We start from the raw sequence: 23472 nt of genomic DNA, 5'->3' as shown, positions 1-23472 counted from the left end.
TTATTATGTCTTCCCACAATACCCCATACACGCTGAAAGATATTTCTCGCCCTGGCGGTGGATTTGCCATGCTGGCCGTTGATCAGCGTGAAGCAATGCGTCTGATGTTTGCAGCGTCTGGACATCCTAAACCTGTTGCCGACAGCGTATTGACTGATTTTAAAGTTGCAGCAACACAAATTCTGTCTCCCTACGCTTCAGCGGTTCTGGCAGATAAACAATTTTGTCTCGATCAGATTGTCTCTCAAGGTGCAGTCGCTGATTCATGTGGACTGATTGTGGCGGCTGACCATTTTGTTCCGGGTAATGGTATTCCGGTTGATAGTGTCGAAATTGACAGAGCAATTGATCCGCATAAAGCCCGCGAAATGGGTGCGAAAGCCATGAAGTTGTTAGTGCTGTGGCGTGAAGATGAACCCGCAGAAGAACGTTTGGCTATGGTGGCTGAGTTTGTTCAACGCTGTCGTAGCGCAGGGCTGGTCAGCATCATTGAGCCGGTCGTCCGACCTCCTCGTCGCGGCTGGGAATTTGACCGGGAAAGCGCCATCGTTGCCGCAGCGGCTGAACTCGGCTGCACCGATGCTGACCTCTATAAAGCTGAAATGCCATTAGGCGGCAAAGGTGATGAACAGACCCTACTTGCTGCGTGTCAAAAGTTGCATGAACAAATGAAAATGCCGTGGGTCATTCTTTCTTCTGGTGTTGATGCGGATATTTTTGGCCGCGCGGTCCGTATCGCCATGAAGGGTGGAGCTTCCGGATTCCTGGCAGGGCGTGCCGTTTGGGCATCGGTTGTTGGTGCTCAAGATCCGCAAACAATGTTGCGTGATGTGTCGGTTCCACGCTTACAACGCCTGGCAGAAATCGTCGATGAAGGGATTTCTCAGCGTTAATCACCCATTTTAACGAATCTGGAGAAGAACCATGGATAAGATTACCCAAGTTCTATTTTCTGATATTGGGAAGGTGACCACCCAATATGTTGAGCTGCCGCACCAGGAACTTAAACCGCAAGAAGTCCGCATTGCTCCGGTGTTTTACGGAATATGTGGCTCTGATCTGCATGTACTGAAAGGAGGACACCCATTTGCAAAACCTCCGGTTGTGCCTGGACATGAAATTGCGGCACGCGTAACTGAAGTGGGCAGTGAAGTAACGAATGTTAAGCCGGGCGATCATGTCGTAGTCGACCCAATTATGGCCTGCATGGAGTGTCGTGCTTGTAAAGCGGGTCGCTTTAATCTGTGTGAGCCTCCACAGGTTGCTGGCTTCCGGGCGCCGGGTTTTGCCCGCTCGCAGCACATTGTACCTGCACGAAACTGCCATGTTGCACCTGCTTCGTTACCACTAAAAGCACTAGCTTTCGCTGAGCCCGCAGCCTGCGCGCGTCATTGCGTGAGCCGTATGCCGAAAGCGTCATTGGAAAGTGTATTAGTGATTGGTGCAGGGACAATTGGTTTATCCATCGTTCAAGCATTGCGCATCATGGGTGCGGGAAAGATCACCGTCATCGAGCCTGATGCCGCCAAGCGCGCGTTGTCGTTAAAGCTAGGTGCCACGGAAGTCTGGGCTCCGGGGGAATTGGATGCACAGGTCCGTTTTACGGGGGCAATTGATGTTGTTGCCGCCCAGGCCACGCTGAATGATGCATTTACCCATGTTTATGCTGGCGGAACGGTAGTGTGCATGGGGGTACCGAGTGGCCCACGTGAAATTCCTCTTCCGATGATGCAGCGCTTCGAACGCGATTTGTTGAATTCCGGCATGTACATCCCGGAAGACTTCGATGCCGTGATTGAATGGCTTGCGGATGGGCGGTTTGACACCAGCGAACTGGTGACCGATCTCTTCCCTGTCGAAGATGCGGATAAGGCGTTTGAACGTGCGCAGCAAAATGACTCTATAAAAGTCATGCTGCAATTTGCTGAGGTTTGATGCTGTAACCCTCTGTCTGGCGCTGCTTAAGGGTAGCGCCATCCTACAACAATGAAAAAGGATGCTGCGATGAGTCACATCACCAGTCCTACACCTTACTCGATCGGTCGTCCCCAGGACGTGATTGATATTGTTAATAAACATTCAGCAGTAAACACCAGTGTCGGCGTCATTTTTATCGCTCTTGGTGGCATTCTAATTGATGCCTATCAGGCGGCGATGGTGGGTTTTGGTAATAAATATATCGCATTGCAATTTGGTATTTCACCGGGGCTGGCGGCGACGGTTAACGCCTCTGTTTTAGTCGCCGCCCTGATTGGTGGATTACTGGCGAACCGTGTGATTAACCGCTTTGGTCAAAAGCGTGCATTTATCATCGGAATGGGCCTGTGCACAATAGGTGCCGCAGCTGTCGCGATAGCCCCGAACATCTGGTGGGTGCTGGTGTGTCGCGTAATCATGGGATTTGGCTTGGGTATTGATTTCCCGCTGGCAACAAATGCGGTGGCAGAACTACGCGGCTCAACATCTAAGAAAACCGGTTCGTCAGTTAATCTCTGGCAAATGGCTTGGTATGTATCAACTACGGTTGTCTATCTTGTGCTGCTTCCACTGTTGTTGTCGGGTATCGCGGAAGAGCAATTATGGCGCTATGGTATTTTCATTGGTGCTATTTTTGCCGTCATTATCATGATTCTGCGTTATTTCTTCATCGGTGAGTCTGCAATGTGGGCCGCACGAGTCGGACGTTATGATAAAGCCTGCGATATTCTGGCTAAACGCTATGGTGTTCATGCTCGCGTTGCTGCCAAACCAAAAAACGATGATTTTTCTGCTGAAAAAACAGAAAGTAAGTTTCATGGCGGCTATGGGATTTTATTTAACTCACGTTATCGCAAACGCACTATTCTCGGCTGCGTTGTGGCGACGATGCAAGCCTGGCAATATAACGCCGTGGGTGTTTATTTACCGCTGACTTTGGCGGGAATACTGAGCGGTGGATTAACCGGGGCTCTTAGCGGTTCTGCGGTAGTGAATGCCCTGTGTGGCATTACAGGTGGATTGATTGGTTCTCTTATCCTCCAGCGTTTGGGAACTCGCCTTCAGTCGATGTATGGTTTCGCCGTCGTAACGGTTGCATTACTGGCTTTAGGTGCATTAGCAACCACCAACCCATGGCTTTCTTTAGGTTTGTTGGGCGCAATCATTTTCTTCCATTCAGCGGGCCCGGGCGGCCTGGGAATGACCATTGCCACACTTTCTTATCCGCCATCTATTCGCCCGACAGGCGTAGGATTTGCTCGTGCAATTATGCGTACTGGGGCGATTGCCGGACTTATTTTCTGGCCTATGTTGTGGGGTGCATTAAAGACAGAAGCGTTCTATTGGCTGGCAATTGTTCCTTTTCTCGGCTTCCTGACATGCGTGTTGATTAAGTGGGAACCACTTGGTGCAAACGTTGACGCTGAAGACGCTGAGGTACTGGCTGAGCTGGATAAATAACAAGCAAGCGCGTCGCAACATGTCGACGCGCTTTTTCGTATAAATCCGCCGCTTTTTTAGTGATTTTATTGCGCAGATTTCTCGCCGACCCGGAGAGGAAAATTATGGCTGAAATAGAACATGTACCAGGGAAAGAGCTATCCGGCAAAGCCATGAGACGCGTTGTCATGGGCAGTTTCGCTGGCGCGTTGATGGAATGGTACGATTTTTTTATTTTCGGAACGGCGGCAGGGCTAGTCTTTGCTCCCCTGTTTTTCCCTGATAGCGATCCTTTTATTGGTTTAATCGCCGCATTCGCCACCTTTGGTGTGGGTTTTCTGTCACGTCCGCTTGGAGGCATTGTTTTTGGCCACTTTGGCGATAAAGTCGGTCGCAAAATAACGTTGATTTGGACGTTAGCGATAGTTGGTTCCTCAACGTTTTTAATCGGTTTCATTCCAACATACCAGGATATTGGTATCTGGGCCCCGATCATATTGATGGTTCTGCGCCTGGTTCAGGGGTTCGGTCTGGGTGGGGAATATGGCGGGGCTGCATTGATGACTATTGAATCTGCGCCTGAGGCGAAGCGCGGGTTTTTAGGTTCGCTCCCACAAACGGCAGCCTCAGTTGGGATAATGCTGGCGACAGGGGTGTTTGCATTATGCAATCACTTCCTGACTCAGGAAGAGTTTCTGGCCTGGGGATGGCGTATCCCTTTTTGGCTATCTGCCATCATGTTAATTGTTGGGATGTTCATACGGTTACATACTGAAGAAACACTGGATTTTAAAAAACAAAAAACGGCTGTCTCACAGGAACAATCAGCACCACCGTTGATTGAACTTTTCCGTAAGCATCCACGGAATATTCTGTTAGCGCTAGGGGCCAGGCTGGCGGAGAGCGTTTCGTCGAACATCATTAATGCCTTTGGTATTGTCTATATTTCCAGCCAGTTGGCATTATCAAGGGATATTCCACTCAACGGCATGCTAATCGCCTCAGCCATTGGCATTGTGTGTTGTCCATTAATTGGTTGGATCTCTGACCGCGTTGGGCAACGGAAGATGTATTTATTTGGCGCTGGTTTTTGCATCCTTTTTGCATTCCCATTCTTCCTGCTGCTGGATACGAAAAGCACACTTATCATCTGGTGCTGCATGATCCTTGGCTATAACCTGGGGCCAACGATGATGTTTGCAGTACAGCCCACCTTATTTACCCGTATGTTCGGAACACGAGTGCGCTATACGGGTCTTTCCTTTGCCTATCAGTTCTCAGCAATTCTGGGTGGGTTAAGCCCGCTCATTGCCTCCAGCTTGTTGGCGCTGGGAGGCGGGAAACCGTGGTATGTAGCACTGTTTCTGTTTGTTATCTCAATACTTTCATTCAGTTGCGTCTGGCTTATCGAGCCACATTCAGACAATAAAAATGACGCTAATAACATTTAACTTCTTACCGAAATATCAGAGAGCAATAACATGAACAATGAATTGAATACTGAGCATTATCAAGCATTACAACGTGCTTTTGATACCGCCTGGCCGGGACCGATCGGCCAACCTATTTTTCTGGAAAAAGGACATCTACGTCTGCAAATTTTTCCGCGCGATGGTGCCAGAATCACCTCGCTTCAGGCGTTTGGTTTTGAAGTGTTACGTCAATGGGAGCCACAGCGTAAAGCATTTCAGTATGGCTGCTTTCCTATGGTTCCTTGGGCAGGCCGCCTTGGCGATGCAACATTGACCGTGGGGGAGAAACAGTACGTATTACCTGCTAACAAACCGCCTCATGCTCTACATGGTATGGCCTGTTATTCATCATGGGAAATTGTCGAACATAAAGCGGATACCTTGAAACTGCGCATGCCACTGGGCGCTCCTTGGCCCTGGGAAGGAGAGGTCCTGCAGACGATGACTCTTGAAGACGATGCGTTAATTCTGCGACTTGAAATTCACACCATGTCTGAAACTTTTCCGGCATCTGCTGGATGGCACCCCTGGTTTGCAAAACAACTGGGCCAGCAGAATGAAGAAGATGAATTACTGGTATGTTTTAAGGCCGACTGGCAGGAAGAAGCCGGGAATAATGAGTTACCAACAGGTAATAAAATCCCCCCACAATCAGGCCCGTGGGATGACTGCTTTGGTTTTAATGATGGTCTCAATGTCAGATTACAGTGGCCAGGTAAGCTGAGTATGACGATGACATCGAGTGCGCAAAGCCTAGTCGTTTTTGACAAACAGCCCGACGCAACATGTGTCAATCCGCTTACTCAGGCGCCAAATGCGATAAATAGGACACCGCAGTTTGTCAGTGCAGGTCTTCCGTTGGTGATTGAGTCGCGCTGGCAATTTACACAGGAATTCTGATGGCTTAGCCAATAATCCCGACAGGGACTCATAGTCAAACTTCTCCTTTCCCGCTACAGTTATTCATCCACGGCGAATAAGGAGAAGGGCATGCTCTATATCTTTGATTTGGGTAATGTGATTGTCGATATCGACTTCAATCGCGTGTTAGGTACTTGGAGCGATCTGAGCCGTGTACCGCTGGCTTCGTTAAAGCAAAGTTTCACCATGGGAGAGGCTTTTCACCAGCACGAGCGAGGTGAAATAACGGATGAAGCCTTTGCCGAAGCGCTATGTCATGACATGGCGCTACCGCTAAGCTATGAGCAGTTCTCCCACGGCTGGCAGGCCGTTTTTGTTGCCTTGCGTCCTGAAGTCATCGACATCATGCAAAATCTGCGTGAGCAGGGGCATCGGGTGGTCGTCTTGTCGAATACTAACCGTCTGCACACAACGTTTTGGCCGGACGAATACCCCGAAATCCGTCAGGCTGCTGACCATATTTACCTTTCCCAGGATCTGGGCATGCGTAAACCGGAAGCGCGGATTTACCAGCATGTCCTGCAGTCTGAAGGTTTTTCTGCGCATGAGGCGGTATTTTTCGACGACAACGCCGATAATATTGAAGGGGCTAATCGGTTAGGGATTACCAGCATCCAGGTTGTCGATAAAATGACCATTCCGGACTATTTCGCGAAGTTGCTATGCTAAAAAATGTTCAGCAACAAGCCAGGCACCATACGCGTCCTGTTCGGGCCTGGCTGAAGCTACTATGGCAGCGGATTGATGAGGACAACATGACGACGCTGGCAGGGAATCTTGCCTATGTCTCATTGCTCTCATTAGTGCCGCTTATTGCCGTAGTTTTTGCGCTTTTCGCTGCATTTCCGATGTTTTCTGACGTCAGCGTCCAGCTACGTCATTTCATTTTCGCAAACTTTATCCCGGCGACGGGAGATGTCATTCAGCGTTATATCGAACAATTCGTTGCCAACTCGAACAAAATGACGGCCGTTGGGGCGTGCGGGCTGATTGTGACAGCGCTATTACTGATGTATTCCATTGATAACGCGCTGAATACTATCTGGCGCAGCAAGCGTACTCGCCCCAAAGTTTACTCTTTCGCCGTCTACTGGATGATTTTAACGCTGGGGCCGCTGCTGGCGGGGGCTAGTCTGGCGATCAGCTCTTATCTGTTGTCATTGCGCTGGGCCAGCGATCTCAATACGGTGATCGATAACGTCCTGCGTATTTTCCCGCTGGTGCTCTCCTGGCTCTCTTTCTGGCTGCTTTACAGCATCGTACCGACTACACGTGTACCTAACCGTGATGCGGTTATTGGCGCCTTTGTGGCCGCTGTGTTGTTCGAAACCGGAAAGAAAGGATTTGCGCTCTATATCACGATGTTCCCGTCTTATCAGCTCATTTACGGTGTCCTGGCTGTGATCCCCATTTTATTCGTCTGGGTATACTGGACCTGGTGTATCGTCTTGCTAGGCGCGGAAATAACTGTCACTCTCGGGGAATACCGCAAACTTAAACAAGCCGCAGAACAAGAAGAAGCAGAGCAACCATGATTGCATTAATTCAGCGCGTAACCCGTGCCAGCGTCACCGTGGAGGGCGAGGTGACGGGTGAAATTGGCCCAGGACTTTTGGTCCTGTTAGGTGTCGAAAGGGATGATGACGAACAGAAAGCGAACCGCCTGTGCGAGCGCGTACTCGGCTATCGAATCTTTAGCGATGCCGAAGGCAAAATGAACCTTAACGTGCAGCAGTCAGGGGGCAGCGTGCTGGTGGTTTCACAGTTCACGCTGGCGGCAGATACCGAACGCGGCATGCGCCCGGGGTTTTCAAAAGGGGCTGCGCCCGATCGTGCAGAGGCGCTGTATGAGTACTTTGTTGAGCGTTGCCGCCAACAGGAAATGAATACGCAAACCGGTCGATTCGCTGCGGATATGCAGGTTTCACTGGTTAATGATGGCCCCGTGACGTTCTGGTTACAAGTATGAACCAGCTACCGGTGTGGCCGCGGACAACAAGAGAGAATACGACGATGTATCACCTTCGAGTACCGCAAACAGAAGAAGAATTGGAGCGTTACTACCAGTTTCGCTGGGAGATGCTGCGTAAACCGTTGCACCAGCCTAAAGGCTCCGAACGGGATGCCTGGGATGCGATGGCGCATCACCAGATGGTGGTGGACGAAGAGGGGAATCTGGTCGCAGTAGGACGTCTGTACATCAATGCGGATAACGAAGCCTCCATACGCTTTATGGCCGTTGACCCCTCCGTGCAGGAGAAAGGGTTGGGCACGCTGATGGCGATGACCCTGGAGTCTGTGGCGCGTCAGGAAGGGGTAAAGCGCGTAACCTGTAGCGCCCGTGAAGATGCGGTCGAATTTTTCGCCAAGCTGGGGTTTGTGAGCCAGGGAGAAATCACCACGCCGCAAACCACGCCGGTGCGTCACTTTTTGATGATTAAACCCATCGCGACGCTGGACGACATTCTCCATCGTGGGGACTGGTGCGGACAACTACAGCAAGCCTGGTACGAACATATTCCATTGAGTGAGAAAATGGGTGTTCGCATTCAGCAATATACTGGGCAGAAGTTTATCACCACGATGCCCGAGACGGGCAATCAGAACCCGCACCATACGCTGTTTGCCGGTAGCTTGTTTTCCCTGGCGACGCTAACGGGCTGGGGGCTTATCTGGCTGATGCTGCGCGAGCGTCATCTCGGCGGGACGATAATCCTTGCTGACGCGCATATACGGTACAGCAGGCCGATCACCGGGAAACCTACAGCCATCGCCGATCTGGGCTCGCTGAGCGGAGACCTGGATCGTCTGGCAAGAGGTCGTAAGGCGCGCGTTCAGATGCAGGTCGGGGTATTTGGCGACGACACGCCGGGTGTGGTGTTTGAAGGCACCTACATTGTGCTACCCGCAAAACCGTTTGGCGCATATGAAGAAGGCGGGAACGAGGAAGAGTAAGTCAGAGGGTATCTTCTCTACTCGATGAATGCGTCTGCCGGAAGATTAAAGCGTTCTGCAAGCGCTTTAATATGGCTTACAGTCAGTGCTCTGCGACCATTTAAGATGTTGCTGACGTTCGATTTTGAACCGAGTTCGTTGGCAAGGTCTGCTGCTTTGAGACTGTATTGGTCCATGAGCGTACGCAATACTGAAACGCCAGAGGGTGTTTTCTCCAGGTGTTGGTTGAGTGCTTTGAATTCCGGCGCATGTTTTTCATATTTACTGATTCGGGCACAGAGCAATTCAAATAGTGGGTTTTCAAGATCGTCGTGGTCGACCAGATACTCCACTAGCGCAAGTGCCCTGCGATACTCAGTGTCATTTCGGTCTTCCCCCAACAGTGGGATGGTTTTTACCGCATCGCTGAAGGTATCAACAATCTTTTTTGCGCTGGCTGTATCCATATGACGATGCGTTCTCATTCTTTATTACCCCGAAAATATGCTGTCAGTTTGTCATATTCGGCATGGGAAACGATATGTTTGACAAATATCTTATGTGACCTGAAATCTATGTAGGAGATGAGTCTTAGGCTGTTACCAGAAACATCAATCACCCACCATTTATCTCTGTACTTAAAATTATCCAGTGAAGGAATATACTGCTTCATCTCTTCAGGCTGAATGAATGTTTTTTTCTCCAAAACATTCAGTAAATCAGCGAGAGCAAGCTGATGATTTGGATACATGAGCATTGCCTCGTTAAAAGGTTTTCGGCTGATAACATGCACGGTGTAGTTCCATTACAAGGTTTTCAACCTGAAAACAAAATAACGCAACGCAATTAAGTTTACAAGATGAAAACACTATATTAATTAAGCATGTCTTATTGCTGTAGAATTTATGGCGCGCCAGGCAACATCCCGCATTGCGCTTCGTGCCGCTTGACTCACCCCTGCTAGCTGGAAAAATCCGTGGATAACACCGAGATAGCGTTGGCAGGTGCAATCCACGCCCTGCTCCTGGAACCGTTGATACAGGGCCTCACCTTCATCTCGCAGTGGGTCGAATTCAGCTGTAATGATGTGCGTGGGCGGTAAACCGTTGAAGTCTTCGCGCCAGAGCGGGCTGGCTTCGGGATGCAATGGATCGGTTTGCGGCATATACATCTCGTAGCCCGACAGGAGTGTGTCGCGGGTGATAATGTAATCCTGTCCATTATGGTCATAGCTCGCAAAGCTGGCGGTTGCATCCAGCATCGGGTAGATCAGCATAAGCTGCGCAGGTTGCCATTGCCTGGTAGCTTTCAGGCGTAGTGCGGTGACCAGCGCCAGATGCCCGCCAGCGCTATCGCCAGCCAGCGTAATGTTGTCCCGGTCTACTCCCAGTTTCTTGGCATACTTCCAGATAATATTGGCCCCCGATTCAGCATCGTTATGTGCTGCCGGGAAGATGTGCTCTGGTGCGAGGCGATACTGCACCGCAATGACCCGACAGCCGCTGTACCACGCGAGCTGCCTTAGCTGGTTATCATGTGTGGTAAATCCGCCGCTGACAAAGCAGCCGCCGTGATAATAGATAACGCAGGGGAGATTTCCCGTGCTGCCCCGCGGCGAAACTACGCGAAACATCATGGCATCGAGTTCAATATCTTCAACCTGTACGCGGGTTTCAGTGTCTCCGGCCAGTACCGTGCTGGCGATGTAGCCTGCTCTCCGGTCATCAATATTCTGCTCGCGCGAAGAAGGACGTCCCGCCGCGATAAATGCCTCAACCAGCTGTGCAATCCCGCTTTCCAGTGCCATTTTCACATCTCCTTATCTGTATGGATATACAGGTTTATAACCTGGATAACTAAGAATGAAAATGGGAAAAATGGGGGTGGTTATGATTCTGGAAAGTGGTTCGCAGATTAAATACCGTCATTGGTTTCTGCTGTTTGAATTCTGTATTGTGAGGAAAATGCACTATACGCCATTGACGTATAGTTAATTTCTATTAATATAGTCCAATGGCGTACTCAAAATGCTATTCATAGAAACGGAAATCTTCACTGAAGACGTCAAAAAATTACTGGATGATGATGAATACCGTAGATTACAAATATTCCTTGCGATTCAGCCAGATTGTGGCGATCTGATACAAGAAACGGGCGAACTGAGAAAGGTTCGCTGGAGAGCGCGAGGGAAAGGCAAACGTAGCGGTGTGAGGATTATTTACTTTCATCAAATCAGAAAATCACAAATTCGATTGTTGCTGATTTATCAGAAAGGGATCAAGGATGATCTGACTCCACAAGAAAAAGTGCTGCTGCGTATGTTGAATGAGAGGTGGTAAATGGATAAGGCACTATTTGAGCGATTAACTCAAAGTATGGTTCAGATGAATGAGATCGCTGAAGGAACGCGACAACCTTCCCGTACCTTTCATATTGACGCCATGAAAATAAAGGAAATTCGCCAGTCTTCAGGATTATCACAGACTCGTTTCGCAGATTTGATATCGGTAAGCGTGGATACGTTGCGAAATTGGGAGCAAGGGCGTCGTTCACCGACCGGTCCAGCAAAAGCGTTGTTACGTGCTATTGCCAATGATCCAAAACATGTCATTCAGGCACTAAGATAATCCCCGGCAGTTTGGTTCAATTGCCGGGGGAAGATCTTAAAACTTACTCCCCTTCACCTGGGAACAGGAACGGGTTGATGGAACTGCGGGCAAAGCCCTCTTGCTCCATGTGCGCGTCCAGCATCAGTGAAGCGAGATCGTCAGCCACGGCTTCAACTTTAGGGTCTTTTTCCTGATAGAGAATCTTCAGGTAAGTCCCACAGTCGCCGCAGCTTTCAGCTTTAATTGCCGCCTGTTCGTTATCCAGCGACCAGTAGTTCAAATCACGGCTTTGCTCGCAGTTGCTGCATTTCACGCGCACCACGTGCCACTCGGTTTCACACAGGTTGCAGTGCAGATAACGCAGCCCCTGAGTGGTACCGATTTGCACCATGCTGGAGACCGGCATTGAACCACACACCGGGCAGTACTGACGCTGTTCACCGTATTCCGCACGGGCTTTGCCGGGGATCAGGCTTGCCATCTGCGCCCAGTAGAGCGACAGGGCAGCCCAAATGAACGGCGCTTTATCGCTGCTGACGGAGGCGAAATCAGAGGCAAACAGCGCGCTGGCCATCAGCTCCAGTTCCTGCTCTGAGGCTTTTTCCAGATTTTCGATCACGGCAAGCGCAGGGCCGCTCATTTCTGGTTTCAGCTCAGCAATTAACGATTGCAGCAGTTTTTGCCAGTGCTTGTCGCGTGGCAGAACGTGGATATCCAGCGGCGGTTTGCCCTGATCGTTCGCTTCTTTGATGCGAGCGGTCAGATCCATCTGCAGCGGATGGTCGTACAACACCACTTCCTGCGCGTGGGCAATCAGCGCGGCAAAGCGCAGGTAGTCGCCCAGCGGGTTGTTCTCGGCCAGCTCGCGCAGGCGCTCAGCGCGGCGGTTATACAAATTTTTGAGTCTGGGGAATAATAACGGCGGAATCATATCCGCCGTGCGTTTCTCGCTCTTCTCCAGCTCATCTTGCGGGATTATGCGAATACTCATTCAGATGACTTTTCCTGTTTCTGGCGGACTTCACGGTACCAGCGTGGGTGATGTTTCTTCGCCCATGAACTGGTAACCCATCCTTCCACCATCGCGGTAATGGTGCCTTTCACCCAAAGGGCGGCGTAAATGTGCACCATGATAACCACAATTAACGCTACTGCGGCAAATGAATGCAGCATTAACGCGAATCGGATCACCGGGATTGAGAAAGCAGGCGCAAAATACGGACGCCAGATGACCACTCCGCTCACCAGCAACAGGACCAGGAAGATAATCGCCGCCCAGAATACGCATTTCTGGCCGAAATTATAACGTCCCGTGTCACCTACTTCCTCGTTGACGACAATCTTACGAATATTCTTCGCCCAAAAGATATCATCCCGATTGATTAGATTGTGGTGCCAGTAACGGAAAAACATGATGATAAACGAGGCAAACATGATCACGCCGACAAACGGGTGCACAATTCGCGCCAGTTGTGGAGTGCCCATGATGTGCATCAGCCAGTTAAAAGACGGGAAGAGAAAGCCCATCCCGCTCACCGCCGCCAGAATGAAGCAGAAGGCGGTGATCCAGTGGTTGATGCGTTCCGGCGCCGTGTAGCGCACGATGGTGTCACGTCGTTTCATTTGCGCACCTCGTCGTCTTTATCATGCAGATTGTCTTCTTCCTCTTCCGCACGGTTCGGGCCTACGCCGACGTAGTGGAAGATGCTGGCCGCAAATGTCGCTGCAAAGCCGACGGCTGCGAGGGGTTTCCAGATGCCTTTCCAGAACTTAACGGTTGCGCTGATCTCCGGGTTCTCCGGCAGGCCGTGATACAGATTCGGTTTGTCCGCATGGTGCAATACGTACATTACGTGCGTACCGCCAACACCCGCCGGATCGTACAGACCCGCGTTTTCGTAACCACGCGTTTTCAGCTCCGCCACGCGCTCGCCTGCCAGCGTTTTCATCGACTCTTTGGTGCCGAAATGAATGGCGCCGGTTGGGCAGGTTTTCACGCAGGCCGGTTCTTGCCCGACCACAACACGGTCAACGCACAACGTACATTTGTAGACGCGGTTGTCTTCCGGATTGAGGCGCGGCACGTCGAACGGGCAGCCCGCGATGCAGTAGCCACAGCCGATGCACTGCTCAGACTGGAAGTCGACGATACCGTTGGCATACTGAATGATTGCGCCTTCAGCCGGACACGCCTTCAGGCATCCCGGATCGGCGCAGTGCATACAGCCATCCTTGCGGATAAGCCATTCCAGTTTGTCGTTTTGTTCCACTTCCGAGAAGCGCATCACCGTCCAGGATTTGGCGGTCAAATCAGCCGGGTTGTCGTACACCCCAACGTTGTTGCCCACTTCATCACGGATGTCGTTCCATTCAGAACACGCCACCTGACACGCTTTACAGCCGATACAGGTGGTGACGTCGATAAGCTTCGCCACTTCTTCCTGATGGTCCCGCGCCTGAGGCGCGGGGGTGAAACCGTTAGTGGCGGAACGACGAATGATGTCTTGCGATTGATAAGCCATAGGTCGTCTCCGTTACACCTTTTCCACGTTCACGAGGAAGGACTTAAATTCCGGCGTCTGCGTGTTCGCATCACCGACGAATGGCGTTAACGTGTTAGCGATAAAGCCTTTTTTCGCCACACCTTCGTAGCCCCAGTGAATCGGAATACCGATTGTGTCGATATCCTTACCGTTAGCCTTCAGCGTGCGAATACGTTTGGTCACCACCGCCTTGGCCTTAATGTAGCCGCGATTAGAGGAGACTTTGACGGTATCGCCGTGGGAGATACCGAGCTTATTCGCCAGCTTCTCGCCAATTTCCACAAACTGTTCCGGCTGAGCGATGGCATTCAGCAGCGCATGCTTGGTCCAGTAGTGGAAGTGCTCGGTCAGACGGTAGGTTGTACCGACGTACGGGAACTTATCTGCTTTACCCAGTGCTTCTTCGTCACCTTTAAAGATGCGCGCGGCAGGGTTAGAGATAACGTTCGGGTGCAGTGGGTTAGTCCCCAGCGGTGTTTCAAACGGCTCGTAGTGTTCCGGGAACGGACCTTCCGCCATCTTATCGATAGCAAACAGGCGCCCCATCCCTTCCGGCTGCATGATGAACGGCCCTACGTTGCTGCCAGGTGCGGCGGCGCTGTAGTCCGGAATATCCATCCCGCTCCACTTCGCCCCATCCCATTTCAGGATCTGACGTTTTGGATCCCACGGATTCCCCTGCGGATCAGCGGAGGCGCGGTTATACAGAATGCGTCGGTTCAGCGGCCATGCCCAGGCCCAGCCCAGCGTATTACCAAGGCCTGACGGGTCGGCGTTATCGCGACGTGCCATCTGGTTGCCTTCCGGCGTCCAGCTACCGGCAAAAATCCAGCAGCCGCTGGAGGTCGTGCCATCGTCACGCAGTTGGGCGAACGAGCTAAGCTGTTGGCCTTTCTTGACGATAACCGCACCGGTTGCCGGGTCGGTAATGTCGGCCAGCGCTTTACCGTTGCTCTCCATCGCCACTTCTTCCGAAGCCGGTTCGTGCGGGGTGGAGTAGTTCCAGGTCATGCTCAGCACCTGTTCCGGGTTCGCGCCACCTTGCTCGGCATACATCTTGCGCAGACGCAGGAAGATACCGGCGAGGATTTCGCCATCGGTAACGGCAATCCCCGGGGCATCCGCGCCTTTCCAGTGCCACTGCAGCCAGCGACCGGAGTTAACGATAGAACCGTTCTCTTCGGCGAAGCAGGTGGACGGCAGACGGAATACTTCGGTCTGGATTTTCGACGGGTCAACATCATTCGACTCACCGTGGTTCTGCCAGAAGGTGGAGGTCTCGGTGTTGAGCGGGTCGATAGTGACCAGGAACTTCAGTTTGGACAGTGAAGCCACAACTTTGTTTTTATTCGGGAATGACGCAACCGGGTTAAAGCCCTGGCAGATATAGCCATTCACTTTGCCCTGGTTCATCATCTCGAAGTACTGCAGGACGTCGTACCCTTTATCCCACTTCGGCAGCCAGTCGAAGCCCCAGCTGTTTTCCGCTGTTGCTTTATCGCCAAAGAAGGCTTTCATCATCGAAACGAAGAATTTCGGGTAGTTGCCCCAGTAGTTCACCTGACCTTCCAGCAACGGTTTTGGCGTGTTGGCAGCAAGGTAAGTTTGCAGGTCAGTCTGTTTCTCGCTTGGCAGCGTCATATAACCTGGCAGGCTTTGTGACAGCAGGCCTAAGTCGGTCAGGCCCTGAATGTTGGAGTGACCGCGCAGGGCGTTAACACCGCCGCCTGCCATCCCCATGTTGCCAAGCAGCAACTGGATCATCGCCATGGTACGGATGTTCTGTGCACCCACGGAGTGTTGCGTCCAGCCCAGGGCGTACAGGAACGACGCGGTTTTATCTTTGACGCTGGTTTCTGCGATGTACTCACAGACCTTCAGGAAGTCGGCCTTTGGCGTACCGCAGATGTTTTCTACGACGTCCGGCGTGTAGCGGGAGACGTGCTGTTTCAGCAGGTTCCACACGCAGCGCGGATGTTGCAGGGTGACATCGCGTTTGGCGAAGCCTTTTTCATCCAGCTCGTAGTTCCAACTGGTTTTGTCATACTTGCGTTTGTCCGCGTCGTAGCCGGTGAACAGGCCATCTTCGAAACCGTAATCCTCACGCACGATCAGGCTGGCGTTGGTATAGGCCTCAGTGTATTCGCGGTTGAATTTTTCGTTGTTCAGCAGGTACAGCAAAACGCCTGACAGGAAAGCAATGTCAGTACCGGAACGAATCGGCGCATAGAAATCAGCCACCGCAGCGGTTCGCGTAAAGCGTGGATCGATAACAATCAGCTTCGCGCCGTTGTGAATTTTGGCTTCCATCGCCCAGCGGAATCCGACCGGGTGAGCTTCAGCGGCGTTACCGCCCATCACCACGACGAGGTTGGCGTTTTTAATGTCGACCCAGTGGTTGGTCATCGCACCGCGACCAAATGTTGGAGCAAGACTTGCTACCGTTGGTCCGTGTCAGACGCGTGCCTGGTTGTCGACCGCGAGCATACCGAGCGCGCGGGAGAATTTTTGCGTTAAATAGCCGGTTTCGTTACTGGAAGCGGAAGCACACAGCATTCCGGTGGAAAGCCAGCGGTTAACGGTTACGCCTTCAGCGTTTTGTGCAACGTAGTTAGCGTCGCGGTCTTCTTTCATCAGCTTAGCGATGCGGTCAAATGCCTCATCCCAGCTAATCTGTTGCCACTTATCTGAGCCTGGTGCGCGATATTCCGGGAATTTCAGGCGGCTTTCGGAGTGGATGAAGTCCACAAGTCCTGCCCCTTTCGGGCACAGCGCGCCACGGTTCACCGGGTGATCCGGGTCCCCTTCGATATGGAAGATGGATGCTTTGGCGTTTTTTGCGCCGTCACCGAGGCTGTACATTAACAGTCCACAGCCAACGGAACAGTAAGTGCAGGTGTTACGGGTTTCGCGGGTGCGCAGCAGTTTATATTGCCGTGTTTCCGCGAGCGCTACGCCGGGTGCAAAGCCCAGTGCCGCTGCCGTGGTGCCTGCCATACCGCCAGCGCAGATCTTAAAGAACTGCCTTCTGCTGACCTGCATGGTTCGCTCCTTGTTTCGACATTGTCACGTTCCCTTCGCTTTTCTATAACGCGAACGCGAGGGAAGTGGTTGTTATTTTTCTTTGCGGACGGGACCGCAAAGGTCCAGAATTGGGTGAATTTCCCTCCGTCCAGGAGGGGTTTGTAAAGAATACCACAATGTTGGTATGTGTGTTCCAATATGGTTAAAAGAAAGTGAATAAGATTATTCAAGAAAACATCAAGAATGTGACATCTCTGACAGGATCGCGTCAGTTGACCCTCTGGAAACGCGAGGATTTGCAACATCCTCAGCCTGATGAGGTAGCTGAAGAAGTGCCTGTAGCGCTGGTATACAACGGGATTTCGCACGTGGTGATGATGGCATCACCGAAAGATCTTGAGCATTTCGCGGTGGGTTTTTCACTTTCTGAAGGCATTATTGAGTCCCCGCAGGATATCTACGGAATGGACGTAGTGCCTTCCTGCAACGGATTGGAAGTGCAGGTTGAACTGTCCAGCCGTCGCTTTATGGGGCTGAAGGAGCGTCGTCGCGCGCTGGCCGGTCGCACCGGTTGCGGCGTTTGTGGCGTGGAGCAGCTCAATGACATTGGCAAGCCGGTCCAGCCGCTGCCGTTTACCCAGACATTCGATCTGGCGAATCTTGATAACGCTTTACGACATCTCAACGATTTTCAACCCGTGGGGCAACTGACAGGCTGCACGCACGCGGCTGCCTGGGTACAGCCGTCAGGTCATCTGGCGGGCGGGCATGAAGATGTTGGACGTCATGTTGCGTTGGATAAACTGCTGGGACGACGTGCAATCGAAGGGGAAACCTGGCAACAGGGCGCGGTATTAGTCTCCAGCCGCGCCAGTTATGAGATGGTGCAGAAGTCGGCGATGTGCGGTGTGGAGATCCTGTTTGCTGTTTCTGCGGCGACAACGCTCGCCGTGGAAGTTGCCGAACGTTGTAACCTGACGCTGGTGGGTTTTTGCAAACCGGGCAGGGCGACGATCTATACGCATCCGCAACGTCTGGTCGCGCAGTGACGCCACCAGGCGGCCAGAATACTGCCGGAAAATGCCAGTTCCATGATTACGGCAACTGGCGAGCCAACAATCACATTGTTCAGCAGCCAACACAGGCTGCCACACAAGGTGTATCCCCGTAATTTTCCGCTGCGTTTTTGAAATGACGCAAAGGTCATCAGCAGGCTTCCCATCAGCGGCAAAATACTCGACAGATTTTGCCAAAGATAAATGCTACACAGCAGCGACCCTAGCATAAATCCCCACATCACCCAGCGGTGAAAGGTGACTATGGCTGTCGCGTAGCGGCATGCGGCAATGATCATTAACCCAGCCGCAGCGTGTTGATCCAAAAGATAGAAATGGATAGCTAACAGAGACGTAGAACTGGTGAGCAGCGTTAAAGTGATAGCCCGGCGTTGAAAATGAAAAGCGGAAATATCCAGTAAGAAGCTGATGCCAGCCAGCATCTGAGAAAGAAGAAATGCGTTCATTGTGGTCGCCATCTATTAAAGAGTGACGGGACAATAATCGACGCATCACCGTAAGGCGTTAACCTTTGTTAAGACGCTGGCGAATACGGGACAGGCTAACGGGGGTAATGCCGATATAGCTGGCAAGATCGCGCTGGGTGAGCTGTGACTCCCAGTCCGGGAAGTGTGTTTGTACGTACTGATAGCGTTGCTCTGGGGTATTGAGCAGCAGCATTTGCTCTTTTTTCTCTTTGTAGATCAATTGCTGGACCAGTAGCTGAGTCTTAATATCCTGATTTTCCGGCGCATCAAGCAAAGCCAAGGGTATTTCAGTGGTTTCTCCCGCGGCGATCATTTGTAGGCTGTAATCGGCAGGTGTGTTAGTTAGCCAGTTCAGGTACAGAAAGCAGTATTCCCCGGCAAAGTAGAACTCTTTAACCCTTTCAACGCCGTTGTCCGCGTGATAAACCGCACGAGCCACACCATGATGTAAAAGATGAATTTTACTTTGTGGTTCACCCTGACGAAGTAACCAATTACCCGCCAGTTGCGTTTTTCTACGGCTGCCAGCAAGCCATTGTGATTCCTGATTACGTAACATCTTATCTCTCAAATAATTTGAATAAGACTGGCAAATCCTTCCGCTTTCAGTTGTTCGGGTATCAGCCTATTATTTATCACATCAAGGCACGGTGCCTTACTCAAACAACTAAGTTAAAGGGTCTATATCATGAAAAGCATCAAAACTTTTGTCGCAGTTATCGCTCTGGCTACTTCTTTCGGTTCTTTCGCTGCTCAGACAGTGACCGCAACCGGTTCTACGCTGGAAAGCGCTGAAGCAAAAATCGCCGCTCAGGCTGAACGTGCAGGCGCCAGCGATTACAAAATCACTCAGGCATACACCGGTAACCGCGTGCACATGACCGCCGAACTGCTGAAATAAGATACCTTAGTACTGTCGAAAGAGCGCCCTTGAGGCGCTTTTTTAGTTTATACCCGCCATTCGCAGCAATGCGGTCACCACTGCGGCAGCGACGATCACCACGATTAGCGGCATCTTGCGCCATGCGAGAAATACCGCAAAAGCCACGCCCAGCACGCGCGCCATGCCAGCGAAGTGTTCGCCTTCGTAAAAGGTAGTCGCCAGCGCAACGGAGAACAGTAATACCGTTGCGGCGTCGGAAAGCAGCGCCTGCGAGCGTTCCGAGAACGCTAAACGGCTCCCAAGCTTCGCTCCTCCTAAACGCATTAAATATGTTCCCAGAGATAACATGGCGATACCGACGATAAACAGCGTCATGTTGCCCATTATTTTTTCCTCGTCAGTAAGCCAAACAGTGAGAGCAGAACAGGTAAACCGACCGGCGCAAAGGGGATGGCGGCAAGCGACAACCCGGCGCCGCTACAGGCGCGAATCAGCGTGGTGCGGTTTTTAAAGGCCGGGACCACTAAGGCTAATAAAATTGCAGGGAAGACGGCATCCAGACCGATGGTTTCCGGGGCGGGGAGCAGTTTGCCGACGCCCGCGCCGATCAGTGTGCCAACAGGCCAGAAAAGCGCGACGCCCAGACCGCACAGCCAGAAGGCGGCTTTACGTTGTTCGGGCGTTTTTTGCGACAGGCCAAAGACTACGCTTTCGTCGTTCATGATATGACAGCCGAGGAAACTCGCAGCCCGCGAGCCCACCAGATCGCGCACCGTGACGCCAAACGGCACGTGTCGGGCGTTGACCAGTAAACCGGCAGCCGCCGCCGCCAGTGGGTTACCGCCGCTGGCGACGATACCGATAAACATAAACTCGGACGCACCCGCCAGTACCGTAATCGAAAGCACAAACGGTACCCACAGCGGGAAGCCGTAGGCCATCGCCAGCGAGCCGTATGACATGCCGACTACGCCGACGGCCAGACAGACCAAAAATATTGCTTTTATCGTGTCGCCTTTGAGACTGGAAAAATAATGTTTCATACCGTTTTAGCCATATCGAACGAATTTCCATTATAATGAACGCGACCAGTCAATATTACAAGTCGAACGAATCGTTCGATATAAAGAACGTGGAGTCGTGAATGACCCAGCCCATCAGTATGATCGCGAAAAGCCTTGTGCGTGAACGTCAGCGCACCGGTTTGTCATTGGCAGAGATTGCCCGTCGCGCAGGGATTGCAAAATCGACACTCTCGCAATTGGAAGCGGGTAATGGCAATCCTAGCCTGGAAACGCTCTGGTCGCTGTGTGTGGCGTTAGATATTCCCTTTGCTCGCCTGCTGGAGCCGCAGGAACAAAAAACGCAGGTGATTCGCCGCGGCGAAGGAACAAAGGTGGTGGCTGAGCAGGCCCACTATCAGGCCATTTTACTGGCCGCCTGCCCGCCGGGGGCGCGGCGGGATATCTATCTGCTGCTGACGCAGCCGGGCGCGGATCGTATTTCACAGCCGCATCCACCGGGATCGGTTGAACACATAATCGTGACGCAGGGTAAGGCGATGGTAGGATTGACGGAAGCGCCGGAGGAGTTAGGTGAGGGGGACTATATTTGTTACCCCGCCGATCGGGCGCATATTTTTAAAGCGCTGGAGCCTGACACCCAGGCGATTCTGGTTTCTGAGCAGAACTAACTGTTCTGTTGCGTTGTGCCGGATGCGGCGCGTTAGCGCCTTATCCGGCCTACAAGTCTATTGCAAATAAAACACTTCTTTTAGCTCTGCGCTAACCGGGCTGTTGTCCGGGTTTGCTGGCATTACGTCACGCATATGCTTCCACCAACGTTGGCAAACGTCGGTGCTGGCAACGGCATTCCAGCGTTCTTCGGACTCAATCTCAACGGTGGCGAACAGCAGATTGCGCGCCTGATCGAGATAAATCGCGTAGTGATGGGCGCCGTGCTCTTTCAGCACAGCTTCCAGCTCTGGCCAGATGGGATTGTGCCGACGTTGATATTCAACGTGCGCGTCGGCATTCACCTGCATCACAAAGGCCTTGCGGATCATAACGCCTCCAGATACAGCTCGCGGACCTCGTCGCGGCTGGCGGTGCGCGGGTTGCATGGCGCACACGGATCGGCCAACGCTTTATCCAGCCAGCCTTCAATATCCTCTTTCGTCACGCCAAGGGAACTAAAGCCCGCAGGAATACCGACACGCTTGCTGAGTGCACGAATCGCGTTGATGGCCTCCATACTTGCCGCTTCATCGCTCATGTCACGGGTATCGACGCCCATTGCCTGCGCCACGCGGGCAAAGCGCGCTACGGCGTTCGGACGGTTAAAGTTTTCGATTACCGGCAGCAGGATGGCGTTGCAGACGCCGTGTGGCAGATTATGGGTTGCGCCCGGCTGGTGCGCCAGCGCATGCACCAGACCCAGACCAGCGCTGTTAAATGCCATCCCCGCCAGATACTGACCAAACGCCATTTGCTCACGAGCTTCGAGGTTATGACCGTCGTCGACCGCTTTTGGTAGCCACAGGTTGATCAGGCGAATCGCTTCCAGTGCGTTAGCGTCGGTGAGCGGATGAGCACCAACGGAAACATAGGCTTCCACCGCGTGGGTCAGGGCGTCCATACCGGTTGCGGCGGTGACGGAGGCCGGGATTTCCAGCATGACGCTGGCATCATCCACAGCGATGTCCGGGATGATATTCGGGTCGATGATCACCTCTTTAACCTTACGGGCAGAGTCGATAATGACCGCGTTGCTGGTCATCTCTGCTGCCGTACCGGCGGTAGTGTTGATGGCGACCAGCGGGACGCCAGCATTTTTCACTTTGCCCACGCCGGAGTAAGCGGTAGAAGGGCCAGGGTTGGCTGTCAGGATTTTCACCGCTTTGGCGGTATCGATCGGGCTGCCGCCACCGAAGGCGATGATGTAGTCACATTCTGCGTTCTGATAGGCTGCAAAACCTTTCTGTACCAGCTCTTCTGTCGGGTTCGGGAATACTTCATCAAACAGGTGGTAAGACATTTGATGTTTATCCAGCGCGGCAAACAGGCTATCCAGCAGGCCCAGTTTTACCAGTTGACCATCGGTGACGATCAGCGCTTTGCCCCATTGTTTATTCGCCACGAGATTCACCATATCGGCAATCGCGCCGGCGCCATGCAGGCTAATTTTTGGCAGTGCCAACATAAAGCTCATCACTATTCTCCTTAATAATAAAATCCTGTAGGCCGGATAAGGCGAAGCCGCATCCGGCGTTGAGTTGGGAGGTATCAGTACAGCTTTATGGCGCTTGCCAGCGGCGTAACACCAAAGCGTTTGCCAAGTGCGACCAGCTCTTCACGTGAGATGGTCTGCTTCATACCGCCCATCGAAAAGATTTTGACCAGAACTTCGGCGGATTTCTCTGCGGTATCTATCAAACCGAACGCTTCGTCGAGGGTAGGTCCGCTTCCGAACACGCCGTGGAACGGCCAAAGTACCAGCGAGTGTTTCTGCATTTCCTCGGCGGTAGCCTGACCAATTTCATCTGTACCCGGCACCATCCACGGCAGAATGCCAACGCCATCCGGGAACACCACCAGGCACTCGGTGCTGCCTTCCCACAGCTTGCGGGTAATCAGCGCTGTGTTGTTTTCCAGTACGTAGGTCAGAGCGATCAGGTTGGTGGCATGGCAGTGCATGATCACGCGGTCTTTACCGTTCGTCGCTTTAATGCGTTCGCAGTGAGAGAGAAAGTGAGCCGGCAGTTCAGAGGTCGGCACGGCCTCGTGGGTCAGGCCCCAGAGGATGTGGTAGCCCGCACCGTCGCTGTCTACTTGTACCACGCCCAAGTTTGCCGCGGGATCGAGCTGGACGTTACGGAAAAACTTACCGGAACCGGTGACGATAAACGGTGTGTTTGCCAGCAGCGGCATCGGCTGACTTAGCGCAATATAGCGTGGTTTTTCGTGGAAATCGGCGCTAAACGGCGCGATATCTGCTTCATCAAGACGCAGCGTCAGGTTGCCGCCATTACGCTCGTCCCAGCCTTTCAGCCACGCATCAGAAGTGGCTTTGATCATCCCCTGGACGAACCAGGAAGTCGTAATTTTTTGCATGTTCGGTGTTCCTG

28 protein-coding genes are annotated in these 23472 nt (G+C 52.3%); 14 read left to right on the top strand and 14 right to left on the bottom strand.

Going from position 1 to position 23472, the window contains the following annotated elements; all coding sequences use genetic code 11:
• Nucleotides 1–5 precede the first annotated feature (5 nt).
• The 9 genes from C2U43_RS24985 to fabY all read left to right on the top strand — a co-directional run bounded on the left by C2U43_RS24985 (nucleotide 6) and on the right by fabY (nucleotide 8765).
• A complete protein-coding gene (locus C2U43_RS24985) occupies nucleotides 6–893 on the top strand; it encodes an aldolase (RefSeq protein ID WP_008786992.1) in 888 nt (295 codons plus the stop codon).
• 31 nt (nucleotides 894–924) lie between these two features.
• Complete coding sequence (locus C2U43_RS24980; RefSeq protein ID WP_008786993.1) at nucleotides 925–1935, top strand: zinc-dependent alcohol dehydrogenase; 1011 nt, start codon at nucleotides 925–927, stop codon at nucleotides 1933–1935.
• A 69-nt stretch (nucleotides 1936–2004) separates the two neighbouring features.
• Complete coding sequence (locus tag C2U43_RS24975; protein WP_008786994.1) at nucleotides 2005–3438, top strand: MFS transporter; 1434 nt, start codon at nucleotides 2005–2007, stop codon at nucleotides 3436–3438.
• Nucleotides 3439–3542: 104 nt separating this feature from the next.
• The gene (locus C2U43_RS24970) at nucleotides 3543–4868 is read left to right on the top strand and encodes an MFS transporter (protein ID WP_020996120.1); all 1326 of its coding nucleotides are present in this window, start codon (nucleotides 3543–3545) and stop codon (nucleotides 4866–4868) included.
• Between the two features lie 30 nt (nucleotides 4869–4898).
• The gene (locus tag C2U43_RS24965) at nucleotides 4899–5789 is read left to right on the top strand and encodes an aldose epimerase family protein (RefSeq protein ID WP_103285940.1); all 891 of its coding nucleotides are present in this window, start codon (nucleotides 4899–4901) and stop codon (nucleotides 5787–5789) included.
• Between the two features lie 90 nt (nucleotides 5790–5879).
• Nucleotides 5880–6479, top strand: coding sequence for a glucose-1-phosphatase (yihX, locus tag C2U43_RS24960; protein ID WP_103285939.1), 600 nt, complete (start codon nucleotides 5880–5882; stop codon nucleotides 6477–6479).
• A complete protein-coding gene (locus C2U43_RS24955) occupies nucleotides 6473–7345 on the top strand; it encodes a virulence factor BrkB family protein (RefSeq protein WP_008786998.1) in 873 nt (290 codons plus the stop codon). The genes yihX and C2U43_RS24955 overlap by 7 nt, the downstream gene beginning before the upstream one ends.
• Nucleotides 7342–7779, top strand: coding sequence for a D-aminoacyl-tRNA deacylase (dtd, locus tag C2U43_RS24950; RefSeq protein ID WP_003825289.1), 438 nt, complete (start codon nucleotides 7342–7344; stop codon nucleotides 7777–7779). The genes C2U43_RS24955 and dtd overlap by 4 nt, the downstream gene beginning before the upstream one ends.
• Before the next feature lie 44 nt (nucleotides 7780–7823).
• Nucleotides 7824–8765, top strand: coding sequence for a fatty acid biosynthesis protein FabY (gene fabY / locus C2U43_RS24945; protein ID WP_003825286.1), 942 nt, complete (start codon nucleotides 7824–7826; stop codon nucleotides 8763–8765).
• Nucleotides 8766–8782: 17 nt separating this feature from the next.
• Here the strand turns inward: fabY and C2U43_RS24940 are convergent, their stop codons facing one another.
• The 3 genes from C2U43_RS24940 to C2U43_RS24930 form a co-directional block, all read right to left on the bottom strand.
• Complete coding sequence (locus tag C2U43_RS24940; RefSeq protein WP_008786999.1) at nucleotides 8783–9229, bottom strand: helix-turn-helix domain-containing protein; 447 nt, start codon at nucleotides 9227–9229, stop codon at nucleotides 8783–8785.
• Nucleotides 9226–9537, bottom strand: coding sequence for a type II toxin-antitoxin system HigB family toxin (locus C2U43_RS24935; protein ID WP_103285938.1), 312 nt, complete (start codon nucleotides 9535–9537; stop codon nucleotides 9226–9228). The genes C2U43_RS24940 and C2U43_RS24935 overlap by 4 nt, the downstream gene beginning before the upstream one ends.
• Nucleotides 9538–9621: 84 nt before the next feature.
• Nucleotides 9622–10551 (bottom strand): alpha/beta hydrolase, encoded by a 930-nt coding sequence (locus tag C2U43_RS24930; RefSeq protein ID WP_103285937.1) that lies wholly within the window; start codon nucleotides 10549–10551, stop codon nucleotides 9622–9624.
• 220 nt (nucleotides 10552–10771) lie between these two features.
• Here C2U43_RS24930 and C2U43_RS24925 point away from each other — a divergent pair, with 220 nt between their 5' ends.
• Together C2U43_RS24925 and nadS are read left to right on the top strand one after the other, a co-directional pair.
• Nucleotides 10772–11083, top strand: coding sequence for a hypothetical protein (locus C2U43_RS24925; protein ID WP_048237094.1), 312 nt, complete (start codon nucleotides 10772–10774; stop codon nucleotides 11081–11083).
• Entirely contained in the window at nucleotides 11084–11371 is a 288-nt protein-coding gene (nadS, locus tag C2U43_RS24920) for a NadS family protein (RefSeq protein WP_038635893.1), read from the top strand.
• Between the two features lie 43 nt (nucleotides 11372–11414).
• Here nadS and fdhE read toward each other — a convergent pair whose 3' ends face one another.
• From fdhE to fdnG, 4 genes are read right to left on the bottom strand one after another with little or no spacing between them, the layout of a single operon-like run.
• Nucleotides 11415–12344 (bottom strand): formate dehydrogenase accessory protein FdhE, encoded by a 930-nt coding sequence (fdhE, locus tag C2U43_RS24915; RefSeq protein WP_003028685.1) that lies wholly within the window; start codon nucleotides 12342–12344, stop codon nucleotides 11415–11417.
• Nucleotides 12341–12976, bottom strand: coding sequence for a formate dehydrogenase cytochrome b556 subunit (gene fdoI, locus C2U43_RS24910; RefSeq protein WP_003028686.1), 636 nt, complete (start codon nucleotides 12974–12976; stop codon nucleotides 12341–12343). The genes fdhE and fdoI overlap by 4 nt, the downstream gene beginning before the upstream one ends.
• A complete protein-coding gene (gene fdoH / locus C2U43_RS24905; RefSeq protein ID WP_103285936.1) occupies nucleotides 12973–13875 on the bottom strand; it encodes a formate dehydrogenase O subunit beta in 903 nt (300 codons plus the stop codon). Before fdoH ends, fdoI begins: the two co-directional genes overlap by 4 nt.
• A 12-nt stretch (nucleotides 13876–13887) precedes the next feature.
• Nucleotides 13888–16938: a formate dehydrogenase-N subunit alpha gene (gene fdnG, locus C2U43_RS24900; protein ID WP_158654566.1), complete on the bottom strand. Its 3051-nt coding sequence runs from the start codon at nucleotides 16936–16938 to the stop codon at nucleotides 13888–13890.
• A gap of 194 nt (nucleotides 16939–17132) precedes the next feature.
• Between fdnG and fdhD the strand changes: the two genes are divergently transcribed.
• The gene (gene fdhD, locus C2U43_RS24890) at nucleotides 17133–17969 is read left to right on the top strand and encodes a formate dehydrogenase accessory sulfurtransferase FdhD (RefSeq protein ID WP_103285934.1); all 837 of its coding nucleotides are present in this window, start codon (nucleotides 17133–17135) and stop codon (nucleotides 17967–17969) included.
• Here fdhD and C2U43_RS24885 read toward each other — a convergent pair.
• The gene (locus C2U43_RS24885; RefSeq protein ID WP_048237092.1) at nucleotides 17936–18442 is read right to left on the bottom strand and encodes a YgjV family protein; all 507 of its coding nucleotides are present in this window, start codon (nucleotides 18440–18442) and stop codon (nucleotides 17936–17938) included. The genes fdhD and C2U43_RS24885 overlap by 34 nt on opposite strands.
• 58 nt (nucleotides 18443–18500) lie before the next feature.
• Nucleotides 18501–19022 carry a Crp/Fnr family transcriptional regulator gene (locus C2U43_RS24880; protein WP_032945571.1) on the bottom strand — a complete coding sequence of 174 codons (522 nt, stop codon included), beginning with the start codon at nucleotides 19020–19022 and terminating at the stop codon, nucleotides 18501–18503.
• A gap of 129 nt (nucleotides 19023–19151) precedes the next feature.
• Between C2U43_RS24880 and C2U43_RS24875 the strand changes: the two genes are divergently transcribed.
• Nucleotides 19152–19364, top strand: coding sequence for a DUF1471 domain-containing protein (locus C2U43_RS24875; protein ID WP_003825262.1), 213 nt, complete (start codon nucleotides 19152–19154; stop codon nucleotides 19362–19364).
• A gap of 42 nt (nucleotides 19365–19406) precedes the next feature.
• On the opposite strand, the gene C2U43_RS24870 is transcribed toward C2U43_RS24875, so the two are convergent.
• Nucleotides 19407–19730: an AzlD domain-containing protein gene (locus tag C2U43_RS24870; RefSeq protein ID WP_003825260.1), complete on the bottom strand. Its 324-nt coding sequence runs from the start codon at nucleotides 19728–19730 to the stop codon at nucleotides 19407–19409.
• Nucleotides 19730–20389, bottom strand: a complete 660-nt coding sequence (locus C2U43_RS24865; protein WP_048215195.1) for an AzlC family ABC transporter permease — start codon at nucleotides 20387–20389, stop codon at nucleotides 19730–19732. Before C2U43_RS24865 ends, C2U43_RS24870 begins: the two co-directional genes overlap by 1 nt.
• 101 nt (nucleotides 20390–20490) lie before the next feature.
• On the opposite strand from C2U43_RS24865, the gene C2U43_RS24860 reads away from it, so the two are divergent.
• Nucleotides 20491–21039 (top strand): helix-turn-helix domain-containing protein, encoded by a 549-nt coding sequence (locus C2U43_RS24860; protein WP_003825255.1) that lies wholly within the window; start codon nucleotides 20491–20493, stop codon nucleotides 21037–21039.
• A 57-nt stretch (nucleotides 21040–21096) separates the two neighbouring features.
• Here C2U43_RS24860 and rhaM read toward each other — a convergent pair whose 3' ends face one another.
• From rhaM to rhaD, 3 genes are all read right to left on the bottom strand, one after another.
• On the bottom strand, nucleotides 21097–21411 hold the full coding sequence (gene rhaM, locus C2U43_RS24855) for an L-rhamnose mutarotase (protein WP_003825253.1): 315 nt from the start codon (nucleotides 21409–21411) through the stop codon (nucleotides 21097–21099).
• On the bottom strand, nucleotides 21408–22556 hold the full coding sequence (gene fucO, locus C2U43_RS24850; RefSeq protein ID WP_020996115.1) for a lactaldehyde reductase: 1149 nt from the start codon (nucleotides 22554–22556) through the stop codon (nucleotides 21408–21410). Before fucO ends, rhaM begins: the two co-directional genes overlap by 4 nt.
• A gap of 74 nt (nucleotides 22557–22630) precedes the next feature.
• Complete coding sequence (gene rhaD, locus C2U43_RS24845) at nucleotides 22631–23458, bottom strand: rhamnulose-1-phosphate aldolase (RefSeq protein ID WP_103285933.1); 828 nt, start codon at nucleotides 23456–23458, stop codon at nucleotides 22631–22633.
• Between the last annotated feature and the right edge of the window lie 14 nt (nucleotides 23459–23472).

The organism is Citrobacter freundii complex sp. CFNIH9, from assembly GCF_002903305.1.
Lineage (GTDB): Bacteria > Pseudomonadota > Gammaproteobacteria > Enterobacterales > Enterobacteriaceae > Citrobacter > Citrobacter portucalensis.
Note: the sequence above shows the minus strand (reverse complement) of the source record. Positions and strands in the feature narration are given on the sequence as shown.